The organism is Halomonas korlensis (assembly GCF_900116705.1).
Lineage (GTDB): Bacteria > Pseudomonadota > Gammaproteobacteria > Pseudomonadales > Halomonadaceae > Halomonas > Halomonas korlensis.
Genome location: NZ_FPBP01000004.1, coordinates 109,727 through 128,608 on the forward strand (window position 1 = coordinate 109,727; position 18,882 = coordinate 128,608).

Below are 18,882 nucleotides of genomic sequence, written 5' to 3' on the forward strand. Positions count from 1 at the left end.
CTGGGACTTGTGACCGCGAGGGTCTTAGCTGACCGATACAAAATATACCTTTTATAAAAATTAGGAAACTAACCTTGATAGCAGGGGATCATTTCGCAGAATCAAACACCAGCGGGCCACGGACGAAAGCTCCGCTGCGGGATCCGTCATTTCACGAATTCGGACACATACCTCGGCCAGTTTGGCTTTGGATGCCGGGTTATTGCCAGTACAGCAACGAGATTTTGCCCTCTTATAATCGTCGATTAGAAGATCCAGCTTCTGCCATACTTTTCGACGCGCCTCGGCCAGTGCTACATGCTCGTTGAGCTTCAGGCGTTTGACAGTTTCGGTAACCCGCTCTTGCTCCCAATCGGATGCACCTGGCACGGGAACAACCTTGCCTTCTTCGTCGTACGCGATCAGCCCCACATCATCATCATCAACGGGGTCAATAAGATAACGCGATTCGGATTCTTCGCAAGGTGCGCCGAAAGTCGAGCAAAGGGAGCCTTGCTTGAGAGGAAACCATCCGCCCTTTTTGCGGTTCCCAACATTCCCGCAGGCGCGAAAGTTCATATAATCAAACGCCAACCACCAGTAACCATCGCGCTTACTACCATCCAATGCCCTAGCTTCTTTCTTAGGGCGGAAATGTTCGACATCGTAATGGGAATAAAGCTCGCGGACCTCTGAAAACCAGCACTTCCCGGCCGACAAAGCGAGCAGCCACTCTTTCAAGGCCCCCCAATGAGCACGATTAGCATCGATCAATGCGTTACGCTCATCGACCCTACCAGCAGCATCAAGCGCAGCCAAGTCGTCAACAAGTTGCCTGGACTTGGCCAACCAGGTATCCCATTCTGCCTGAGTCCAGGGCTCCCAACCCGGAATGTCCGTGTCGATCGGCTGTCTGTTCACCAGGTTAATCCAAATCAATGTGTGTCCCCTGCAAGATTTCTCCGATAATGTTATCGGCAATACGATCCTGCTCTGCTTGCTCTTCTGGCGTAAGCGTGGGCTTCCGGAACCGACTATGCTGCGCCATCTTACGCACGAAAAGGGCATAGTCCGGATCACGAAAATCTGAGGTTGAAAAGCCCAGGTCGGCCAGTTCCGCGCTCAATCGGTTAAGCTCAGCATCATCTTCCGGTGTGCGAGGCGATTTGACGTACAGCTCGTTGCGGCGGAACAGGCGCCGCTCGGTTTCCATATCCAGTGTGGACGACAGGCCAAACAATTCGCTCTTGAGTAGACCAGTCACCCCCATGCCTTGTGGATGCTCGTCCGGCTCTTCCACGAGTATGCGGCGGCCCTCGCGGCGCAGGTTATGCACCTGTTCGCGCTTCAGGCTGCCCAGCATTATTGGATCGTGAGTGGTGATCAGTATTTGCGAGTCTCCCAAGGCATCGGAATCGGTGCTTAGCACACCCTCGATATCGTCGAAATAACGCAATTTCCAGATAGGATTCAGATGGGTATCCGGCTCGTCCAGCAGAAACAGGCAGTGGTCTTCGCGGGTAATGCGCATCAACCCCAATACGGTGAGCATTTGCAGCTCGCCTTCGGATAACTGCTGGAAGCTGACTTTACCGCCGTGTTCGTCGCGCTTTTTAACCGTGATGCGGATCTCGTCGATCAGATCGCCAATGTAGGCCCCTTCGGCGTAACGGAAAAAGCTGTCGGGGCTACCGACAAGTTCGCCCAGCTGTTTCAACTTCTCGTGGCTGGGCACGAACAGGTAGAGTTGCTTTTGCTTTTCGGTACGTCCGCGAAAATCGATCTGCCTGGTGACCTCCTGCTCGATGGGTGCCCAGGCCACCTGCCATAGCTTGTCCAGAAACTCACTGACCACATTGCCACGTGCGTACCAAAAGCGCGGGTCGCCTTCGTTCAACTCCTGCTCGTCGAAGCGGCCACTGCGGCGCTTTTCACGCAGCCGGTAAGGCTCCTTGAGCACGAATAGTGCCGACTCTAGCGATTCGATATGCAGGTTGGCCAGCACCTTCTGAAACACGGGGTCATCCGACAGTAGGCAGGCCAGTAGCACCAGTTGGCTGTGCCCGCCCCGGCAGTAGAACAGGCGGCGCAGGCGGTCGTCGCCCAGTTTTTGGAGGCGGCTACGTTCCCGCCGCTTTGCCTCTTCGACTGCGCGGATATCCGCCTCGCTGCCGGTGAAATTGCGCAGCAGCTCGGCGGGCAGCACCTCCTCGGCCACGATCTCCTGGCGGCGGTTGAAGCGGCGCTGATGCTCCTGGAAAAGCGCCTCGATCCGCTCGTTGCGGCCGGAGTAATAGGCGAAGATATGCGAGGGTAACAACTCGCGGTTTTTGAGCAGGTAGCCTTGCGACTCGGATTTGCCATCCACCCATACGAAGGGACGTTTCTGCTTGCCCGTATCGGCCTCGATGCGGACCCGGTGGCAACGAATACTATATTCCAGCGTGTAGTCCAGGGAGGCATCTCGATCCAGATCGATGTCGCGAAAGATGATGATCAGCGCTTCGATCAGGTTCGATTTACCGGTGCCGTTCTGGCCGATCAAGGCATGGCTGCGAATAGGCTTTTGCGGCCCGCCGTTATCGCCCGGTATTGACTGCAGATGGGTGGCAAAGCGCATCTTCAACTCGTGCAGATTGCGAAATCGAGGAATCTCCAAACGCAACAGCTGCATCTCAGGCTCCCGCCTCTTCGCTCACGATTTCTCGCACCTTTGCCGGTTCGGGCTCCAGAACCCAGCCATGGGCAATCTCGGTTTTCAATTGCGCATAGAAGGCATCGATCTCCCCACCAAAGCGCTGCCACAGATCCTTGGCGCTCATCTCGCCGTTGTGGCGGGCGAGGACAGTGGCCAGCGGCGCCTGGGCCTTGATATCCGGGGTTTCGCCCAACCGCAGTTTGGCGACCAGTTCGGTTTGGGGGGCTTTCACGGGCTGGTCCTCTTCTTGTTCGATGGTAATGCCGGTCAGGGCGGAAATAGAAGAAATAGCAAGTCGTTCCGAGAGATTATTAGCGTCCTGTAGTTGAGATTCCAGTGTATCACAGGCATGTATTAGCTCAGTAACTCGCGCAACAATTCGTTTCTGCTCAACAAGAGGCGGGATGCCAACTACAGATGAAGCGAATCTTTCGGTCTGGAGGCGACAGGTTCCATGCGTCGAGCGCTCGACCATACCAAGGAATCTTCGTTTACTTCCCAAGAGCAATAAAAGTAAGAACTCAGACATCTCGGGAAAATACGGGCAAAGTGCTTTCATGTCCTGATTGATGGTCAGCTCTCTTCCCGCCAACCCCACCGGGAATGAATGGGCCAAGATCATCCCACGAACAACGACCAATAGTGCACCAGAAGGAATAAGTTTTACCGAAGTTTCTTCCACTGCCTCTTGTGAAATACTGTCTTTGGAGTTATTGATACGGTTGACTTTCATGTCCTTAGGACTAACCCAAGGCACGTCACCACGCCAATAGTCAGGATTTGATTTTCTAGGCGTCCCCCCACCCAAGAAAGAACCAAGGCTTGACAGTCGTAACCACACCCAATTATTCGGCAACGGAAAAGGAAGCTCTTCGCCTGAGATTTCTTGCTGTTGATTCAAACGACTCTTTCTCGAGGAAAAATTATTCGCTTGATTTCTCTGCGCTAACAACCGAATGATGTCGGAAGCACTCTCGCCACTCTTTTGTCTCGTCAATAAGCCTTTGATAGCCAACTCGAGAAGGATTGTGCGAAACTCCTTTACATCTTCCGGCGCATTAAACAACTGCTCGAAGTTTTCCTCCAACCTTGACCAAGACTCTTGCAATTCGTGCGGACTTTCGGCACTGACAACAGTTTTCAGTGTGGCCTGGCGCAGGGCGTTTTGTAGCCGACGGCGTTTTCGCTGCTGCGCTTCCAGCTTGTCGCACAAGGCCATTAGTTCATCGACTTTGACGACAATGCGAGCTTGTTCCTCAACCGGTGGAAGGGGGATGGGAAGGGTCCGTACCGTCCGCGCTCCTAGTTCAACCTGCTGCGTAGTACCAGAAACCAGTGACTCTGGATGAGTTGGATGAATACGTGTCTGTATCCAAGGTGATGCTATTACGCACCAGAGATAGCGAGGCAACGCATCAGCCAACCTGACGACTGTAATATGCGAGTCCGCGACAACACGATTGTCACCTGTGTCATGGTAGATAGCAACCCGTCCAGCAGTTCCCGTGCCAGTAGAATTCCATAATAAATCTCCATCGCACAGGAAGCGCTCGATACCGTAGGATTTTACTGACTCATCTGTTATAAACCTAGCTTGTCGTATATCGAATCCACTCCATTGAACGCACTTTTGCGAAATAACACGAACACTTCCATTACTGGAGTACTTCGGCCCTTTACCTCGCTGGACATATAGTGAAATTTGCTCCAGCTGCACCCATTCCCAGTAGCAAGGAATTATAAAAGGCTCTGTTTGGTTTGACGGCATCCCGCGAGAAGATCGAAGGCTAAGCTGGGCCTTGTAATCTTTGCGCTGTTTTTCCACAGCTGCCAAAGTATCCACGATAGGTGTTTCTGGATTGCTACGTTCAACCAAGCGCCCCGAAGCAGCCAATTGAAGCACCAACTCCCGCAACCGCGCCACGCCACCTGGCGCATTGGCAATATGCCCAAATTCCGCCAAAAAATGCTGCGCATCCATCAGGCATCCTCCCCTTCGGAACCGCTGTCCATTTGGGTGTCGACGGCGCGCTGCGCCAGCCGCGCCCGCGAGTGCTCGACCGCTTCGTGTAGCCTGGCCTGCAGGACGTCCCTGGGCGGGAGTACGGTCAGGTATTCGGCCACGTGAATGCCACTGGCATCCAGTTCCAGTAGTTCGATCTGCTCTTTCTTCTTACCGCTGCACAGGATAATGCCCAGCGGCGGTTCCTCGCCGGTCTCCTGTTCATGCCGCGCTAGCCAGCGTAGGTAGAGCTCCATCTGGCCCTTGTCGGCGGCCTTGAAATCGCCGAGTTTGAGGTCGATGGCAACCAAGCGCTTAAGGCGGCGGTTGTAGAACAGCAGATCGATGTAGAAGTCGTCGTTGTCGATCTGGATGCGCTTTTGCCGCGCCACGAAGGTGAAACCGGCGCCCAGTTCCAGCAGGAACAGCTCCAACTCGCGCAGGATGGCATCCTCCAGGTCTTTTTCCAGGTAGCGGTCGCGCAGACCCAGAAAGTCCAACACATAGGGGTCTTTCAGCACCAGCGCCGGGCTGAGCTCACCTTGCTCGCGCAGTGTCGACAGTTCCTGTGTCAACAACTCGTCGGGTTGGCGAGAGAGAGCTGTTCGCTCAAACAGCATGGAATCCAGCCGCGCCTGCAGGGTGCGGGTACTCCAGCGCTCCTGTTGGCACATTTGCAGATAGAAATCGCGCTTAAGCGGATCGTCAATGTAGATCAGGGTCTTGAGGTGGGTCCAGCTCAATTGTCTCCGCACCGCGGAGACAATTTCTTCATCCGGGAAGACTTCGGCAAAGCGCAGCATATGGCGCAGGTTCTTCGCGGAAAATCCACGTCCGTATTCGGCTGCCAATTGCTTCGCCAGGCTGGATACGAGCTGCTCGCCGTAGGCAGCGCGTTCGCTCTGTAACACCTCGCGCCAGATGCGCTGGCCGATATGCCAGTACAGCAGGGTCAAGGTACTGTTGACAGCGCTGGCCACCTCGCGGCGGCTCTGTTCTATAAGTTGGCGGATTTCGCCAAGCAGTTGCCCGTTAAATGGTTTCTGAGGCTGTTCGGAGCTCACTCTTCAACCTCTTCCGCCGTAAAGTGGTGCGCCAAGGCCGCCGCCAGCTCACTTTTCAAGCGGTTTTCGGTTTCCTCGATTTCACCAAGCAGGGTTTTGTACTTCTCCAGCAGTACATCGGGGTCGTGGGCTTCCTCCTCCGGCCCATTGGGGTTTTTCTGGTCCAGGTTGTAGATGGGCCAATAGAGTCGGTCGCCGGCAACCTGGGCATCGCGGGCTTGCAAGCGCATGTTCTCCGCCTTGTCGCGTAATTCGGCTACCTCATCATCAATAGGTTTGCGTTTTTTCTGGCTGTTGACGCCTTTGATGGAGTCGCGCAGATCGCGCACTTGGTTTTCCAGTGCCGAGGCTTCGTTGTTCAACGCTTCCGCCCGCTGCCAATGCGGCTGGGCCTCGGCCACGGCCTGCTCGCGCTTGGCTTTGAAATCGAGTTTCCAGGCCAATTCGTTTTCCACCCGGTCAGCGAAGTCGTTGTCTTCCCGGCCCCACCATTCCTGTTCGAGCTTGAACTCCTCAAACCGGATCGGTTTGGTCTTGGAATAGCTCTTGTAGCCCAGTGGATAGGGGTGTTCGTAAAACCAGATGGAGTCGGTGTGGAAGTGCTCGCTACCATCTTCCGTGACGGCGCCTTTAGTGAAGAACAGCAGGTTGGTCTTGATGGTGGTGTAAGGCGCAAAGACACCCTTGGGCAAGCGGACGATGGTGTGCAGCTTGCAGTCACGCAGCAGCAACTCTTTCAGCGTGGCCTTGATGCCTTCACCAAACAAGAAGCCGTCGGGCAGCACCACGGCAGCGCGGCCGTTTTCCTTGAGCAGCTTTTTGATGATCAGCGCCATGAACATATCGGCGGTCTCGCGGGTGCGCAGATTGGCCGGGTAGTCACTGCCCACACCATCGTCCTCGTAGCCGCCGAACGGCGGATTGGTGATCACACAATCGACCTTGTCGTGAGCACTCCAATCGTTCCAGCCAATGGCCAGCGTGTTGTGGTGCTCGATCTGACTGGGCACGTCGATGCCGTGCAGCAGCATGTTGGTGGTACACAACAGGTGCGGCAGTTGCTTCTTTTCGATGCCGCGAATCAGATCCTCGATGGCGCGTTGATCGGCGGCGGAAGACCTTGCAGTAATCTGATGGCGCATATGGTCGATCACCGCCGTCAGGAAGCCGCCCGTGCCGCAGGCCGGATCGAGTACGGTTTCGCGCTTATCTAGGCGTGGATCGAGCCGGTCCGCCATGAACTGGGTAATGGCGCGCGGAGTGTAGAACTCGCCGGCGTTGCCCGCGCCGCGAAGATCGTTCAGTAGTTGCTCGTACACATCCCCCAGGTTGGCGCGGGTCTTGAAATCGTCGAAATTGACAGCTTCTTCCAGCTTCTCTATCACAGCCAACATCTGAGTGCCGGATTTCATGTAGTTGTTGGCGTCTTCGAACACGCCGCGGATTACCTTGTGCAAGGCGCTACGGTTGGCATCCAAGTCTTTCAGCGTTGGAAACAGGTCATTGTTAACGAAACCGATCAATTCGCTGGCGGCGATCTGAGGCTTTTTCTTGTCGCCCTGACTGGCAACGTAGGCGGCCCAATTGCGCCAGCGCAAACGATCGGGCAAGGGGGATCGGTAGTCGGGGTCGTCATCTGCCCATTCGTCTTCACGCTGGTCCAGGACCTTGAGGAATAGCATCCAGGTGAGTTGGCCCAGGCGTTGGGCGTCGCCGTCAACGCCGTCGTCCTTGCGCATAACGTCCTGAATGGATTTAATTGTGCTGCTGAGATTCATTAAGGGCTCACTGGTTCTAATGCCTACATGGCTGTTCAGGCTTCTTTCGGCTCTTGAGGGTCATAAAGTGCTTGTTCGAGCTCGTGTACGGCCCGCGTGTAATGTTCAGCGCCGCCGAAGATGCCACGCCGTATCTGGGTCTTGCTGCCGAAACGGTCGAACGGAGGGAGCTCCAACACCTTGGCGTCCTCGATATCCTGCACACCGTGGTCGGCGAACTTCTCAAGCAGAGCTTCCAGAACGGTTCGGGCTTGCTCACCGTATTGTCCGAATACGTCCCGCTTCTTGACGTTGTTGGCTCGCTCACGACGGGTGAGCGGCTGTTGGTCGAAAGCCACATGGGCCACTAGGTCGAAGGCATCGAGCTCCGCACCGTGGGGAACCGCCTGCTGCAACACGGCCAGCGGTACGCCATGCTCCGCCAATTCTTCGAGCAAGGCCTGTTTACGGTCAGCGCCGTTCCACCGGCGCAGAAAATCGGAGAGACTGCCGAACTCGGCTTGCAGTGCTTTTTTTATCTCCTCCTTGAGCAGTACGTGGTAGCTCTCGGTAATTAGCTTGCCGTCGGTATCCAGGTACTGCGAGCGTTCGACCGCTATGCGAACGGCTACATCGTCAAGAACGTATCGGGTTCGGCCCTCGCCCCCATTGCCGCCTGTATCGCCGCTTTCTAGGTCAAAGTCACCATACTCAGGGTCGGTTGGGTCGTAAGTTGGAGGCTCTGACTCTTCTGTGCCCGGCGGTTCGATCTCTTCGGGCGGCACTACCGGCTCATCCAGCTTGGGTTCGTAGATCACCACCGGTTCGCCATCAAAGTCCGGGTCGGCGAACAGGCGCGTCGCGCCCTTGAAATCCATAATGGTAAAATAGAGTTTTTGATAGTCTTCGCGCAGGCGGGTGCCACGACCGATGATCTGCTTGAATTCGGCCATCGAGTTGATGTTCTGGTCCAACACGATCAGTTTGCAGGTCTTGGCGTCCACACCGGTGGTGAGCAGTTTGGAAGTGGTCGCAATAACAGGGAACGGCTCGTCGTTGTCGATAAAGTAAGAGAGCTGGGCCTTACCCTCCTTATCGTCGCCGGTAATGCGCATGACATAGCGGCGGTTGCCGGCAGCAGCGGGGATGAGCTTGACCAGCTCTTGGCGCATACGCTCGGCGTGGTCCTGGTCATCACAAAACACAATAGTTTTGGCCATGGGGTCCGTCGCCTCAAGGTATTCCCAGACCTTGCCGGCGACCAGCCGTGTGCGTTGTTCCAATACCAAATTTCGGTCGAAGTCTTTGGTGTTGTACTGGCGCTGTTCGATCACTTGGCCCAGTTTGTCGACTTTGCCTTTCTCGGGTGTGTAGCCTACGGCATCCATGTCGGTGGCGATACGGATAACCTTGTAGGGAGCCAGGAAACCATCCTCAATGCCCTGCTTGAGAGAGTAGGTATAAACCGGATCGCCGAAGTAGCTGGTATTGCTGATTTCCTTGGTTTCTTTCGGGGTAGCGGTAAGACCCAGGTGCGTAGCGCTGTTGAAATAGTCGAGCACTTCGCGCCAAGCGGAATCTACAGCGGCACTGCCTCTATGGCATTCATCGATGACCACTAGGTCGAAAAAGTCCGGCGGAAACTGGCGATAGATTTGCTTCCACTCTTCTTTACCCGTGACCGCCTGGTAGAGCGCCAGATAGATTTCGTAGTTTTTCTTGACCTCACGGTTGGTAACCTTGTGCATGACCTCCCCGAAAGGGGCGAAGTCTTGCTGCATGGTCTGGTCGATGAGTATGTTGCGATCGGCCAGAAACAGGATGCGCTTTCTGGCTTTAGCCTTCCATAGCCGCCAAATAATCTGGAAAGCGGTGTAAGTTTTTCCGGTTCCTGTGGCCATGACCAGCAACACACGTTGCTGGCCCTTTGCGATGGCTTCAATAGCCCGGTTAACGGCGACCTTCTGATAGTAGCGAGGTTCCTTTCCACTGCCATCAGAGTGATAGGGTTGTTCGACGAGTTCTATTTTCGCTTCAGACAGTCCTTTCCACTGTTTGTACAGTGGCCACAGGTTCTCCAGGCTCGGAAACTCGCTTAACTCGAGTTCACTCTCAACTGGCTGTGTCAATCCGGTCCTGTCGTGAAGCAGGAAGCCTTCGCCGTTGCTGCTGATGGCAAATGGGGCATCCAGCATTTCGGCATAGACCAAAGCCTGCTGCATACCGTGTCCTGCCGAGAATTTGGCTTGCTTGGCTTCAACGACCGCGATAGGCACGCTCGGCCTTGCGTAGAGGACAAAGTCAGCGCGCTTGGGGCCACCTCTAGCTGCTGGGTTTTTAATCCGGGCGGCAAGTTTTCCACGCACCATAACCCGGCCGTCAGTAAGCTTCACTTCCTCGCGAAATTGGAATTGCTGCCAGCCGGCTTGCTGGATTGCAGGGGTGATGAATTTAGTGCAGATATCTCGTTCGCTTAGCTTATTTTTATCCACGACATGCTCCCTGCTTGACTAAAAGTCACCTAGTCACAATCAGTGCCTTTTTTAGAAATATTGAACCTTACAAGTCGGCTGGGGAAGCCGGCCCGCTGAAAGCGGGCCTCCTTTGATCACTCCCACTCGATGGTCGCAGGCGGCTTGCTGCTGACGTCATACGTCACGCGTGAGACGCCGCTGATCTCGTTGATGATGCGGTTGGAGACAGTTTCCAGCAGCTCGTAGGGCAGATGCGCCCAGCGGGCGGTCATGAAGTCGATGGTTTCCACGGCGCGCAGGGCGATGACCCATTCGTAGCGGCGGGCGTCGCCAACCACGCCAACGGAGCGCACCGGCAGGAACACGGCGAAGGCCTGGCTGGTCTTGTGGTACCAGTCGGCGTTGTGCAGCTCCTCGATGAAGATGGCGTCGGCTTCGCGCAGGATGTCGGCGTATTCCTTTTTCACCTCGCCGAGGATGCGCACGCCGAGGCCCGGCCCCGGGAAGGGATGGCGATAGACCATGTCGTAGGGCAGGCCGAGTTCCAGGCCGAGCTTGCGCACCTCGTCCTTGAACAGCTCGCGCAGCGGTTCGACCAGCGTGAGCTTCATGGTCTCGGGCAGGCCGCCGACGTTGTGGTGCGACTTGATCACGTGCGACTTGCCGGTCTTGCTGGCGGCGGATTCGATCACGTCCGGGTAGATGGTGCCCTGGGCCAGGAAGTCGACGCCGTCAATCTTGCTGGCCTCGTCGTCGAACACGTCGATGAAGGTGTTGCCGATGATCTTGCGCTTGGCTTCGGGGTCGGCCTCGCCTTCGAGCTTGCCGAGGAACAGCGCTTCGGCGTCGACGCGGATCACCTTTACGCCCATGTGACGAGCGAAGGTTTCCATCACCTGGTCGCCCTCGGCCTTGCGCAGCAGGCCGTTGTCGACGAACACGCAGGTCAGCTGGTCGCCGATGGCCTTGTGCAGCAATGCCGCGACCACCGAGGAATCCACCCCGCCGGAGAGGCCGAGCAGCACGTGCCGATCGCCGACCTGGTCGCGCACGCGGGCCACCTGGTCCTCGATGATTTGCGCTGGGGTCCACAGCCGCTCGGCGCCACAGATACCCAGCACGAAGTGCTCGAGGATGCGCAGGCCCTGCAGGGTGTGGGTCACCTCGGGATGGAACTGCACGCCATAGAAGCGCTTGGCTTCCCAGGCCATGGCGGCCACCGGACAGCTCGGCGTCGAGGAGGTGACGGTGAACTCGCTCGGCACGCGGGAGACCTTGTCGCCGTGGCTCATCCACACGTCGAGCAGGCTCTTGCCGGTGGCGTGGTCGATATGGTCCGAGATGTCCTTGAACAGCGCGGTCTCCTCATCGACGCGGATCTGCGCGTAGCCGAACTCATGCACCTTGGAGCCCTCGACGCTGCCGCCCAATTGCTCGGCCATGGTCTGCATGCCGTAGCAGATGCCTAGCACCGGCAGGTCCATCTCGAACACGCACTGCGGGGCGCGCGGCGAGTCAAGCTCGGTGACCGATTCCGGCCCGCCGGCGAGGATGATGCCGTTGGGGGCGTAGTCGTGGATCTCGGCCTCGGTGATGTCGAAGGCGCGAACCTCGGAGTAGACGCCGATCTCGCGCACGCGGCGGGCGATCAACTGGGTGTACTGGGAGCCGAAGTCGAGGATCAGGATCTTGTGGGCATGAATGTCGGTCATGAAAGCGTCTCGGTGGGGCGGCAGGCCGAATGCAAAAGCGTGCGGCGGGGAGAGCCCCGCCGCGGTCGATCAATCAATAGGTTCAGCTCGCCCGGTAGTTGGGGGCTTCCTTGGTAATCTGCACGTCGTGGACATGCGACTCGTTGAAGCCGGCGCCGGTGATCTTCACGAACTCGGGCTTGGTGCGCATCTCCTGGATGTCGCGGCAGCCGGTGTAGCCCATGGAAGCACGCAACCCGCCCATCATCTGATGGACGATGGCGCTCATCATGCCCTTGTAAGGCACGCGGCCTTCGATGCCTTCCGGCACCAGCTTCTCGGCGCCCTCGCTCTTGTCCTGGAAATAGCGGTCGGCGCTGCCCTGGGTCTGGGACATGGCACCCATCGAGCCCATGCCGCGGTAGGCCTTGTAGGTGCGGCCCTGGTAGAGCTCTACCTCGCCGGGGGCTTCCTCGGTGCCGGCCAGCAGGCCGCCGACCATCACCGTGCTGGCGCCGGCGGCGATCGCCTTGGCCAGGTCGCCGGAGAAGCGCACGCCGCCATCGGCGATCAGCGGGATGTCAAAGGGCTTCAGCGCCTCGGCGACGTTGGAGACGGCGGTGATCTGCGGCACGCCGACGCCGGCGACGATGCGCGTGGTGCAGATCGAGCCGGGGCCGATGCCCACCTTGACGGCGTCGGCGCCCGCCTCGGCCAGCGCCTGGGCGGCCTCGGCGGTGGCGATGTTGCCGCCGATCACCTGAATCTGCGGGAAGTGCTCCTTCACCCAGGCGACGCGCTCGATCACGCCGCGCGAGTGGCCGTGGGCGGTGTCGACCACGATCACATCGACGCCGGCCTCGGCCAGCGCGGCGATGCGGTCCGGCGTCTCGGGGCCGGTGCCCACGGCGGCGCCGACCAGCAGGCGGCCATCGCTGTCCTTGGCGGCGTGGGGGAAGGTGCGGGCCTTCTCGATGTCCTTGAAGGTCACCAGGCCACGCAGGCGGAAGGCGTCATCAACGATCAGCATCTTCTCGACGCGGTGCTCCTGCATCTTGCTCTTGATCTGCTCGAGCGGGGTGCCGACCGGCACAGTGACCAGGCTGTCACGCGGCGTCATGATATCCGCCACGGTGTCGCCGTGGTTGGGCTGAAAGCGCATGTCGCGCTGGGTCACCAGGCCGACCAGGGCCTCGCCTTCCACCACCGGGAACCCGGAGAAGCCATGCTCATCGGCCATGCTCAGCAGGTCGGCGAGCTTGGCCTTGGGGTTCAAGGTCACCGGGTCCTTGACGATCACGCTCTCGTGCTTCTTGACCTTGCGCACCTCGGCGGCCTGCGAAGCGATGGTCATGCTCTTGTGAATGATGCCGATCCCGCCTTCCTGCGCCATGGCGATGGCCAGGCGGGCCTCGGTCACGGTGTCCATCGCCGCCGAGACCAGCGGAATGTTCAGGAAGAGGTTGCGGGTCAGGCGCGTTCGGAGGCTGACATCGTTGGGGAGGACCTCGGAATACCCGGGTACGAGCAAGACGTCATCGAACGTCAGCGCTTCTTGAGCCATACGTAACATAATCGGCAACACCCAGTGAGCTAGTGGGAGAGAGTGAAAATTTAATCAACCATTATAACGCCCGGCCCAAGGCACGGGCAATGCGGTCTCCCTATGCACCGGTCTCCCTATGCACCGTCAAGCTTGCTCACTCTTCCTAACAGTCTGAAACCGACCTTGACTTGCAAGGCACAGTCAGTGAACTAACTTCAGAGTTAAAGGGATTCATGGAAAGGAGTAGCACGTAATGAACTGGGATCAGATCGAAGGCAAATGGAAGGAAATGAGCGGCAAGGCCCGTGCCAGCTGGGGCGAGCTTTCTGATGACGAACTCGATCAGATCGGTGGCAAGCGCGAGCAGCTGATCGGCAAGCTTCAGCAGAAATATGGCATGGAACGCGAAAGGGCCGAGAAGGAAGCCGATGACTGGGCGCGTCAGCAAGAGTCCTAACGGGGTGCGCTGTCGCAGCAGGCAGCGCCATAGCCCAAAGCCAGGGAAATAGAAAGCCCAAGGTACAAGGAGACAGAAAGATCAGTTAATGGAAAGGCCAGTCAAGTGAAAAGGCCAGGTAAAGGGAAGGGCCAAGTGAATGGCCCAGTAAGGCAAAGGAGAGCGATCATGCAAAAGCATCTACTCACCATCGCCGTTGCGACCATCACCGGTAGCCTCGCCCTCAGTGGGCAGGCAATGGCCGAACAGCATGAAAACGAGAACGGCCAGGGCAATGGCCAGAACCAACAGCAATCGGTACAGGAGGCCCAGGGTCTCTATGCCACCGAGAACATCATGGGCTCCGACGTCTACCATGTCGACGATACCGATGAGGAGGTCGGCGAGGTCACCAACATATTGATAGACGACGAAGGCAAGATCAGTGCTCTGGTCCTGGATACGGGTGGCCTGTGGGGTATCGGTGGCGACGAAGTCGTCGTCGGCCTCGAGCATTTCAGCGTAGAGACCGAGCGCGACGAGAACGCCACCTTCGGAGAGGGCGCGACCATTCACCGCATCATGGTCGATGCCACCGAAGAAGAGCTCGAGAACTTCCCCTCCTATGAAGAGGATTGGTTTGACGAGGAGCGCAGCCGTCTGATCGAGCAGCGCGGCATGAGGGGAAGCGCCTGGCAGGGCGAAGGGGTCTCCGGCGGCACCTGGGGTAAAGAAGGCGGAGTCGACGAGGACTGAGACACCCATGCCGAGGCGGCCACGCCGATTGTGGCATCGTTATCGTCCATCCTTACCGTTTTGCTTGCGCCGGGGTCTTCCCGGCGCTTTTTCGTTTCAGGGTCTGGTAACAGCCTCGCTCACTCATGTCGCCCATTCAGGCCGCCCGCCCATGCCGCCTGCCGGCACGCGGCGGCGCGTGCTAGAGTGGCGGCCTTGCTCGACCACCCACGAGACCGTGCATGTCCCCTCCCGACGCCTCCGCCCTCTCCGTCAGCGACGTCAATCGCCGTGCCAAGCAGACGCTTGAGCGCGACATCGGTGAGTTGTGGGTCGAGGGGGAGCTTTCCGGCGTGTCGCGGCCCGGCTCCGGGCATGTCTATTTCACCCTCAAGGATGCGCGGGCTCAATTGCGCTGCGCGCTGTTCCGCACCCGGGCGCGGTTCGTGGCCTCGCCGATGCGTGACGGCGATCGTGTCAAGGTGCGCGGGCGGCTGTCAATCTTCGAGCCGCGCGGCGATTACCAGCTGATCGTCGAGGCGGTGCAGGCGGCGGGGCTTGGCGACTTGCTGGCGGCGTTCGAGCGGCTCAAGGCCCGGCTGGCGGACGAAGGGGTCTTCGCCAACGCTCGCGCCCTGCCCTACCCGCCTCGCCATCTGCTGGTGCTCACCTCGCCGACCGGGGCGGCCATCCGCGATGTACTGGCCGTGCTCGCGGCGCGCTGGCCGCTGGCCCAGGTGACGCTGATTCCAGTGCCGGTGCAGGGGCGCGAGGCCGCCCCGGCGCTGATCTCGGCGCTGGGCATGCTCAATCGCCAGCAGGCGCTGGACCCGAATCGCGACGTGATCCTGGTCACCCGCGGCGGCGGCAGCCTGGAGGATCTGTGGGCCTTCAACGACGAGCACCTGGCGCGCGCCATCTTCCACTCGCGGCTGCCGGTGATGTCGGCGGTGGGTCACGAGGTCGACGTGACGCTTGCCGACTTCGCCGCCGACGTGCGCTCGCCCACGCCGTCCGCCGCGGCCGAGCAGCTGGTGCCCGACCGTCGCGAGCTGCAGGGCCGCCTGGCGATGCTTGCCGCCCGCCTGGAGCGCGCCCAGCTCGGCCGGCTGGAGCGCGATGCCCAGCGCCTGGACCACCTGCGCGCGCGGCTTCGCCACCCCCGTGACGCGCTCGAGCGCCAGCGTGCCCGGCTCGATCAGCTGCACGGCCGGCTGATACGTGCCATCGAGGAGCGCCTGGCGGCAGAGCGCCGCCGCGAGACGCACCTCGCCCGGCGCCTTTCTGCTCACCCGCCGGCGCGCCAACTGGCGCAGGCGACCCAACGGCTGGAAGGCGCTCGTACCCGCTTAGCACCCGCCATGCAGCGCGAGCTTGCGCGCCATCGAGAACGCTTCGCCGGGCTCGCCCGTGAGTTGCAGGCGGTCAGCCCGCTTTCGGTGCTGGGGCGCGGCTACGCGATTCTGGAAGACGAACGCGGCCAGGTGATCCGCCGCTCGCAGGACACCCGGCCGGGGCAGACGCTGACCGCCCGCCTGGGCGAGGGCCGCTTGAAGCTGGAGGTCAAACGACGCCTGAAGCGTTGAGCGGCTAGGGTGAAGGCTAGTAGCTGGTCAAGTTGAGATAGGTCTGCACCGCATAGATGATGCGCTGTCCCTGGGAGAGTACGTTCTGGTACTCCTCCTGATCGAGGGTATAGGCGCCGCCGCGATTGTGCCACAGGGTAGTGAAGTAGGCCTCGACCTCGCGCATCACCTCGGCTTCCGGCGGGCCCCAGATCGTCAGCCCGGCCTCGAGGTTGTAGTCGGCGAGGTTGCGCGTCGTGAAGTTGGTCGAGCCGCTGATGAGGGTACTTTGCGTCTCCTGCTTGAGCATCATCATCTTGGGGTGGTACTGCTCGATCCCGACGGCATACCAGCGGATGCGAACCGCGCCGTCGGTATCCTCTTCCAGCTCCTCGACCACGGGGCGGTTGGGGAGGCCCGTTTTCTTCCTGCCGAACGCGGTCTCGTTGGGATCGAGGACCATCGATACCTTGACCCCTCGGTTGGCCGCGGCGGTGATCGCATTGACCACCTGACGGTCGGCGAGATAGAACATCCCGAGCCACAGCTCGTTGCCGGGCCCGGCGCGCGCCAGGGTGGCGAGCACGTTTTTCAACGTCTGCCCTTCGGTGGTGTACTGAATGCGCAGCGCTCCCTCGCTGGCGGCGTTCGCGGTTTCCTCCGTCTCAAGGGTAGGCAAGACGACCCCCGAGTCGCCGAGGTCGACCACCGCCTGCTCGGCCTTCAGCATCTCGGCGATGATCGGACCGCTGACCTCGAAGGCGACGTTCTCGTGGAAGCCTGACTCGGTATGGGCGTTTGCCGAGGCGACCAGGGCGGCGCGCTCGGTCATGTAGACCTTGCGATGGTTGGCCTTGATGTTGAAGAGCTTGAGGTAGGAGCGCAGGGTCATGCGCGGCCCGTCGTCGACGAAGGGGTTTTCCAGCCAGCCCGTGCCTTCCTGGCCGAACCATTGCAGCCCCATCCGCCATAGGGTCGAGTAGAGGGGAGTGGAATCGCGCAAGGGGTGCAGGTTGGATATCACCACCTCGATGCCTGCCGCCTTCAGCGGCTCGAGCCAGTCCGCCGGGTAGGAGCCGTAACCGGTGTTGACCGCGTCGGAAATGAACACGATCGGCATGTCCGGGTTGGCTGCTTGCTTATCGATCAATTGCCGCATGAGATCGTCGGCGATCGGTGGGTAGTCCTCCGACGGGTCACTGACTCGGCCGTCCATCATGAAGGCGTCGATGACGATGAAGTCCTCCGCCTCCTCGATCATCTGTGCCAGGCGGGCGAATATCTCCTGGTCGACGTGGCGGATATCGTTCTCGTGATGGGTCAGGTCGCGGTAGAACTTGACATTATCGACGCGATATTCCTGGCTGGCGTAGGAGATCCCGTCCGGCAGTGGCTTGTACTGGTGATAAAGCAACACGCCGGCGTAGGCGATCAGCAGCAGGAACACGTACCAGCGCTTGCGCCACCACCAGCGCCGCTTGAGTTGATCCCTGCCGGGCTCGCCTGCCCGCCCCCGCCGGCCTGGCGTGCGGCCCGATGGCGCCACAGGGCGTGCCATTACGCCGAGGGCTTGAAGGGGCTGGGCTCGAGGTCGTGTCGCGCCAGCAGCTTGTAGAAGTCGGTGCGGTTGCGTCCGGCGATGCGTGCCGCCTGGGTGACGTTGCCTTCGGTGATCTTGAGCACCTTGATCAGGTAGCTGCGCTCGAAGGCGGCGCGCGCGTCGTTGAAGGTCGGCAGGCCGTTGTCCTCGGCGGCCAGCGCCTGGGCCACCAGCGCCTCGGGAATCATCGGCGAGCTGGTCAGGGCCACGCACTGCTCGACCACATTGACCAGCTGGCGCACGTTGCCCGGCCAGGCGCTGCCGGCCAGCAGGTTCAGCGCCTCGGGCGAGAATCCCTTGACGAAGGGCTTGTGACGCTCGGCGGCCTGGGTCACCAGGTACTTGGCCAGCAGCGGTACATCCTCGGCGCGCTCCTTGAGCGGGGGCAGCTTGAGGTTGACGACGTTGAGGCGATAGTAGAGATCCTCGCGGAAGTCGCCCTCCTGCATGGCGCGGTCGAGGTCACGATGGGTCGCCGAGATGATGCGCACGTCGATGGGCACCGAGGTCGTCGAGCCCAGCGGGCGGATCTGACGCTCCTGCAACGCCCGCAGCAGCTTGATCTGCAGCGTCAACGGCATGTCGCCGATCTCGTCGAGGAACAGCGATCCACCATCGGCGGCCTGAAAGAGCCCCTGATGCTCTTTCACCGCCCCGGTGAAGGCGCCCTTGGCATGGCCGAACAGCTCGCTTTCCAGCAGCGGTTCGGGCAGCGCGCCGCAGTTGATGGCAACGAAGGGCTTGTCGGCCCGCGAGCTGGCCTTGTGGATGCCGCTCGCCAACAGCTCCTTGCCCGACCCTGAGGGACCGGTGATCAGCACGCTGACATCGGAGGCAGCGACCATGCGCGCCTGCTCGAGGATGCGCTCCATTTCGGGGCTGCGGGTGATGATTGCCGCGCGCCAGGCATCGTCGCCTTCGGCGGTGGCGCCGGGGGCCTGGTCGAGCGCCTCGTCGATGGCAGCGAACAGCTCATCGCGATCCACCGGCTTGGTGAGAAAGCCGAACACGCCCTGGCGCGTGGCGCTGACCGCATCGGGTATCGAGCCATGCGCGGTGAGCAGGATGACCGGCAGGCCCGGCGCCTGGCGCTGCACTTCCCGAAACAGCGCCAGGCCATCCATTTCGTCCATGCGCAGATCGGTGAGCACCAGCTCGGGTCGATCGATGTCGAGAATTTTGAGGGCCTGCCGGCCGCTTTCGGCCGTGGTTACCCGATAGCCGCGGCTTTCCAGGCGCATGCCAAGCAGCTTGAGCAGACTGATGTCGTCGTCTACCAGCAGGATATGCGGTTGTCCGCCGGCCATCCGGCCGCCCTGGGCACGCGCCCGGCTG

The 18,882-nt window shown here is 59.9% G+C and carries 13 protein-coding genes; 3 read left to right on the forward strand and 10 right to left on the reverse strand.

The window, feature by feature from the left end:
* Nucleotides 1-60: 60 nt before the first annotated feature.
* The 8 genes from BM341_RS07205 to guaB form a co-directional block, all read right to left on the reverse strand.
* Nucleotides 61-900, reverse strand: coding sequence for an HNH endonuclease family protein (locus BM341_RS07205; RefSeq protein WP_245784206.1), 840 nt, complete (start codon nucleotides 898-900; stop codon nucleotides 61-63).
* Nucleotides 901-904: 4 nt separating this feature from the next.
* Nucleotides 905-2,653, reverse strand: coding sequence for an AAA family ATPase (locus BM341_RS07210; protein ID WP_089794400.1), 1,749 nt, complete (start codon nucleotides 2,651-2,653; stop codon nucleotides 905-907).
* 1 nt (nucleotide 2,654) lies between these two features.
* On the reverse strand, nucleotides 2,655-4,658 hold the full coding sequence (locus BM341_RS07215) for a restriction endonuclease subunit S (protein ID WP_089794403.1): 2,004 nt from the start codon (nucleotides 4,656-4,658) through the stop codon (nucleotides 2,655-2,657).
* Nucleotides 4,658-5,743 (reverse strand): PDDEXK nuclease domain-containing protein, encoded by a 1,086-nt coding sequence (locus tag BM341_RS07220; RefSeq protein WP_089794405.1) that lies wholly within the window; start codon nucleotides 5,741-5,743, stop codon nucleotides 4,658-4,660. Before BM341_RS07220 ends, BM341_RS07215 begins: the two co-directional genes overlap by 1 nt.
* A complete protein-coding gene (locus tag BM341_RS07225; protein WP_089794407.1) occupies nucleotides 5,740-7,521 on the reverse strand; it encodes an N-6 DNA methylase in 1,782 nt (593 codons plus the stop codon). The genes BM341_RS07220 and BM341_RS07225 overlap by 4 nt, the downstream gene beginning before the upstream one ends.
* Before the next feature lie 35 nt (nucleotides 7,522-7,556).
* Entirely contained in the window at nucleotides 7,557-9,992 is a 2,436-nt protein-coding gene (gene hsdR, locus BM341_RS07230) for an EcoAI/FtnUII family type I restriction enzme subunit R (RefSeq protein WP_089794409.1), read from the reverse strand.
* A gap of 116 nt (nucleotides 9,993-10,108) precedes the next feature.
* Nucleotides 10,109-11,686 carry a glutamine-hydrolyzing GMP synthase gene (gene guaA, locus BM341_RS07235; RefSeq protein WP_089794411.1) on the reverse strand — a complete coding sequence of 526 codons (1,578 nt, stop codon included), beginning with the start codon at nucleotides 11,684-11,686 and terminating at the stop codon, nucleotides 10,109-10,111.
* Nucleotides 11,687-11,768: 82 nt separating this feature from the next.
* Nucleotides 11,769-13,238 carry an IMP dehydrogenase gene (guaB, locus tag BM341_RS07240; protein WP_089794413.1) on the reverse strand — a complete coding sequence of 490 codons (1,470 nt, stop codon included), beginning with the start codon at nucleotides 13,236-13,238 and terminating at the stop codon, nucleotides 11,769-11,771.
* Between the two features lie 226 nt (nucleotides 13,239-13,464).
* Between guaB and BM341_RS07245 the strand changes: the two genes are divergently transcribed.
* From BM341_RS07245 to xseA, 3 genes are all read left to right on the forward strand, one after another.
* Entirely contained in the window at nucleotides 13,465-13,668 is a 204-nt protein-coding gene (locus BM341_RS07245; RefSeq protein WP_089794415.1) for a CsbD family protein, read from the forward strand.
* Between the two features lie 168 nt (nucleotides 13,669-13,836).
* A complete protein-coding gene (locus BM341_RS07250) occupies nucleotides 13,837-14,403 on the forward strand; it encodes a PRC-barrel domain-containing protein (protein WP_089794417.1) in 567 nt (188 codons plus the stop codon).
* 221 nt (nucleotides 14,404-14,624) lie between these two features.
* Nucleotides 14,625-15,968, forward strand: coding sequence for an exodeoxyribonuclease VII large subunit (gene xseA / locus BM341_RS07255; RefSeq protein WP_089794419.1), 1,344 nt, complete (start codon nucleotides 14,625-14,627; stop codon nucleotides 15,966-15,968).
* Nucleotides 15,969-15,984: 16 nt separating this feature from the next.
* On the opposite strand, the gene BM341_RS07260 is transcribed toward xseA, so the two are convergent.
* Nucleotides 15,985-17,505 (reverse strand): phospholipase D family protein, encoded by a 1,521-nt coding sequence (locus tag BM341_RS07260; protein ID WP_089794421.1) that lies wholly within the window; start codon nucleotides 17,503-17,505, stop codon nucleotides 15,985-15,987.
* On the reverse strand, nucleotides 17,505-18,854 hold the full coding sequence (gene glrR, locus BM341_RS07265) for a two-component system response regulator GlrR (protein WP_089794778.1): 1,350 nt from the start codon (nucleotides 18,852-18,854) through the stop codon (nucleotides 17,505-17,507). Before glrR ends, BM341_RS07260 begins: the two co-directional genes overlap by 1 nt.
* Nucleotides 18,855-18,882: the final 28 nt, after the last annotated feature.

Bases quoted from the DNA above. Each gene is read 5' to 3' on its own strand.
- guaB (WP_089794413.1), bottom strand. From the start codon at position 13,238: ATGTTACGTATGGCTCAAGAAGCGCTGACGTTCGATGACGTCTTGCTC.
- BM341_RS07260 (WP_089794421.1), bottom strand. From the start codon at position 17,505: ATGGCACGCCCTGTGGCGCCATCGGGCCGCACGCCAGGCCGGCGGGGG.
- BM341_RS07225 (WP_089794407.1), bottom strand. From the start codon at position 7,521: ATGAATCTCAGCAGCACAATTAAATCCATTCAGGACGTTATGCGCAAG.
- BM341_RS07245 (WP_089794415.1), top strand. From the start codon at position 13,465: ATGAACTGGGATCAGATCGAAGGCAAATGGAAGGAAATGAGCGGCAAG.
- BM341_RS07210 (WP_089794400.1), bottom strand. From the start codon at position 2,653: ATGCAGCTGTTGCGTTTGGAGATTCCTCGATTTCGCAATCTGCACGAG.
- xseA (WP_089794419.1), top strand. From the start codon at position 14,625: ATGTCCCCTCCCGACGCCTCCGCCCTCTCCGTCAGCGACGTCAATCGC.
- BM341_RS07215 (WP_089794403.1), bottom strand. From the start codon at position 4,658: ATGGATGCGCAGCATTTTTTGGCGGAATTTGGGCATATTGCCAATGCG.
- BM341_RS07250 (WP_089794417.1), top strand. From the start codon at position 13,837: ATGCAAAAGCATCTACTCACCATCGCCGTTGCGACCATCACCGGTAGC.
- glrR (WP_089794778.1), bottom strand. From the start codon at position 18,854: ATGGCCGGCGGACAACCGCATATCCTGCTGGTAGACGACGACATCAGT.
- guaA (WP_089794411.1), bottom strand. From the start codon at position 11,686: ATGACCGACATTCATGCCCACAAGATCCTGATCCTCGACTTCGGCTCC.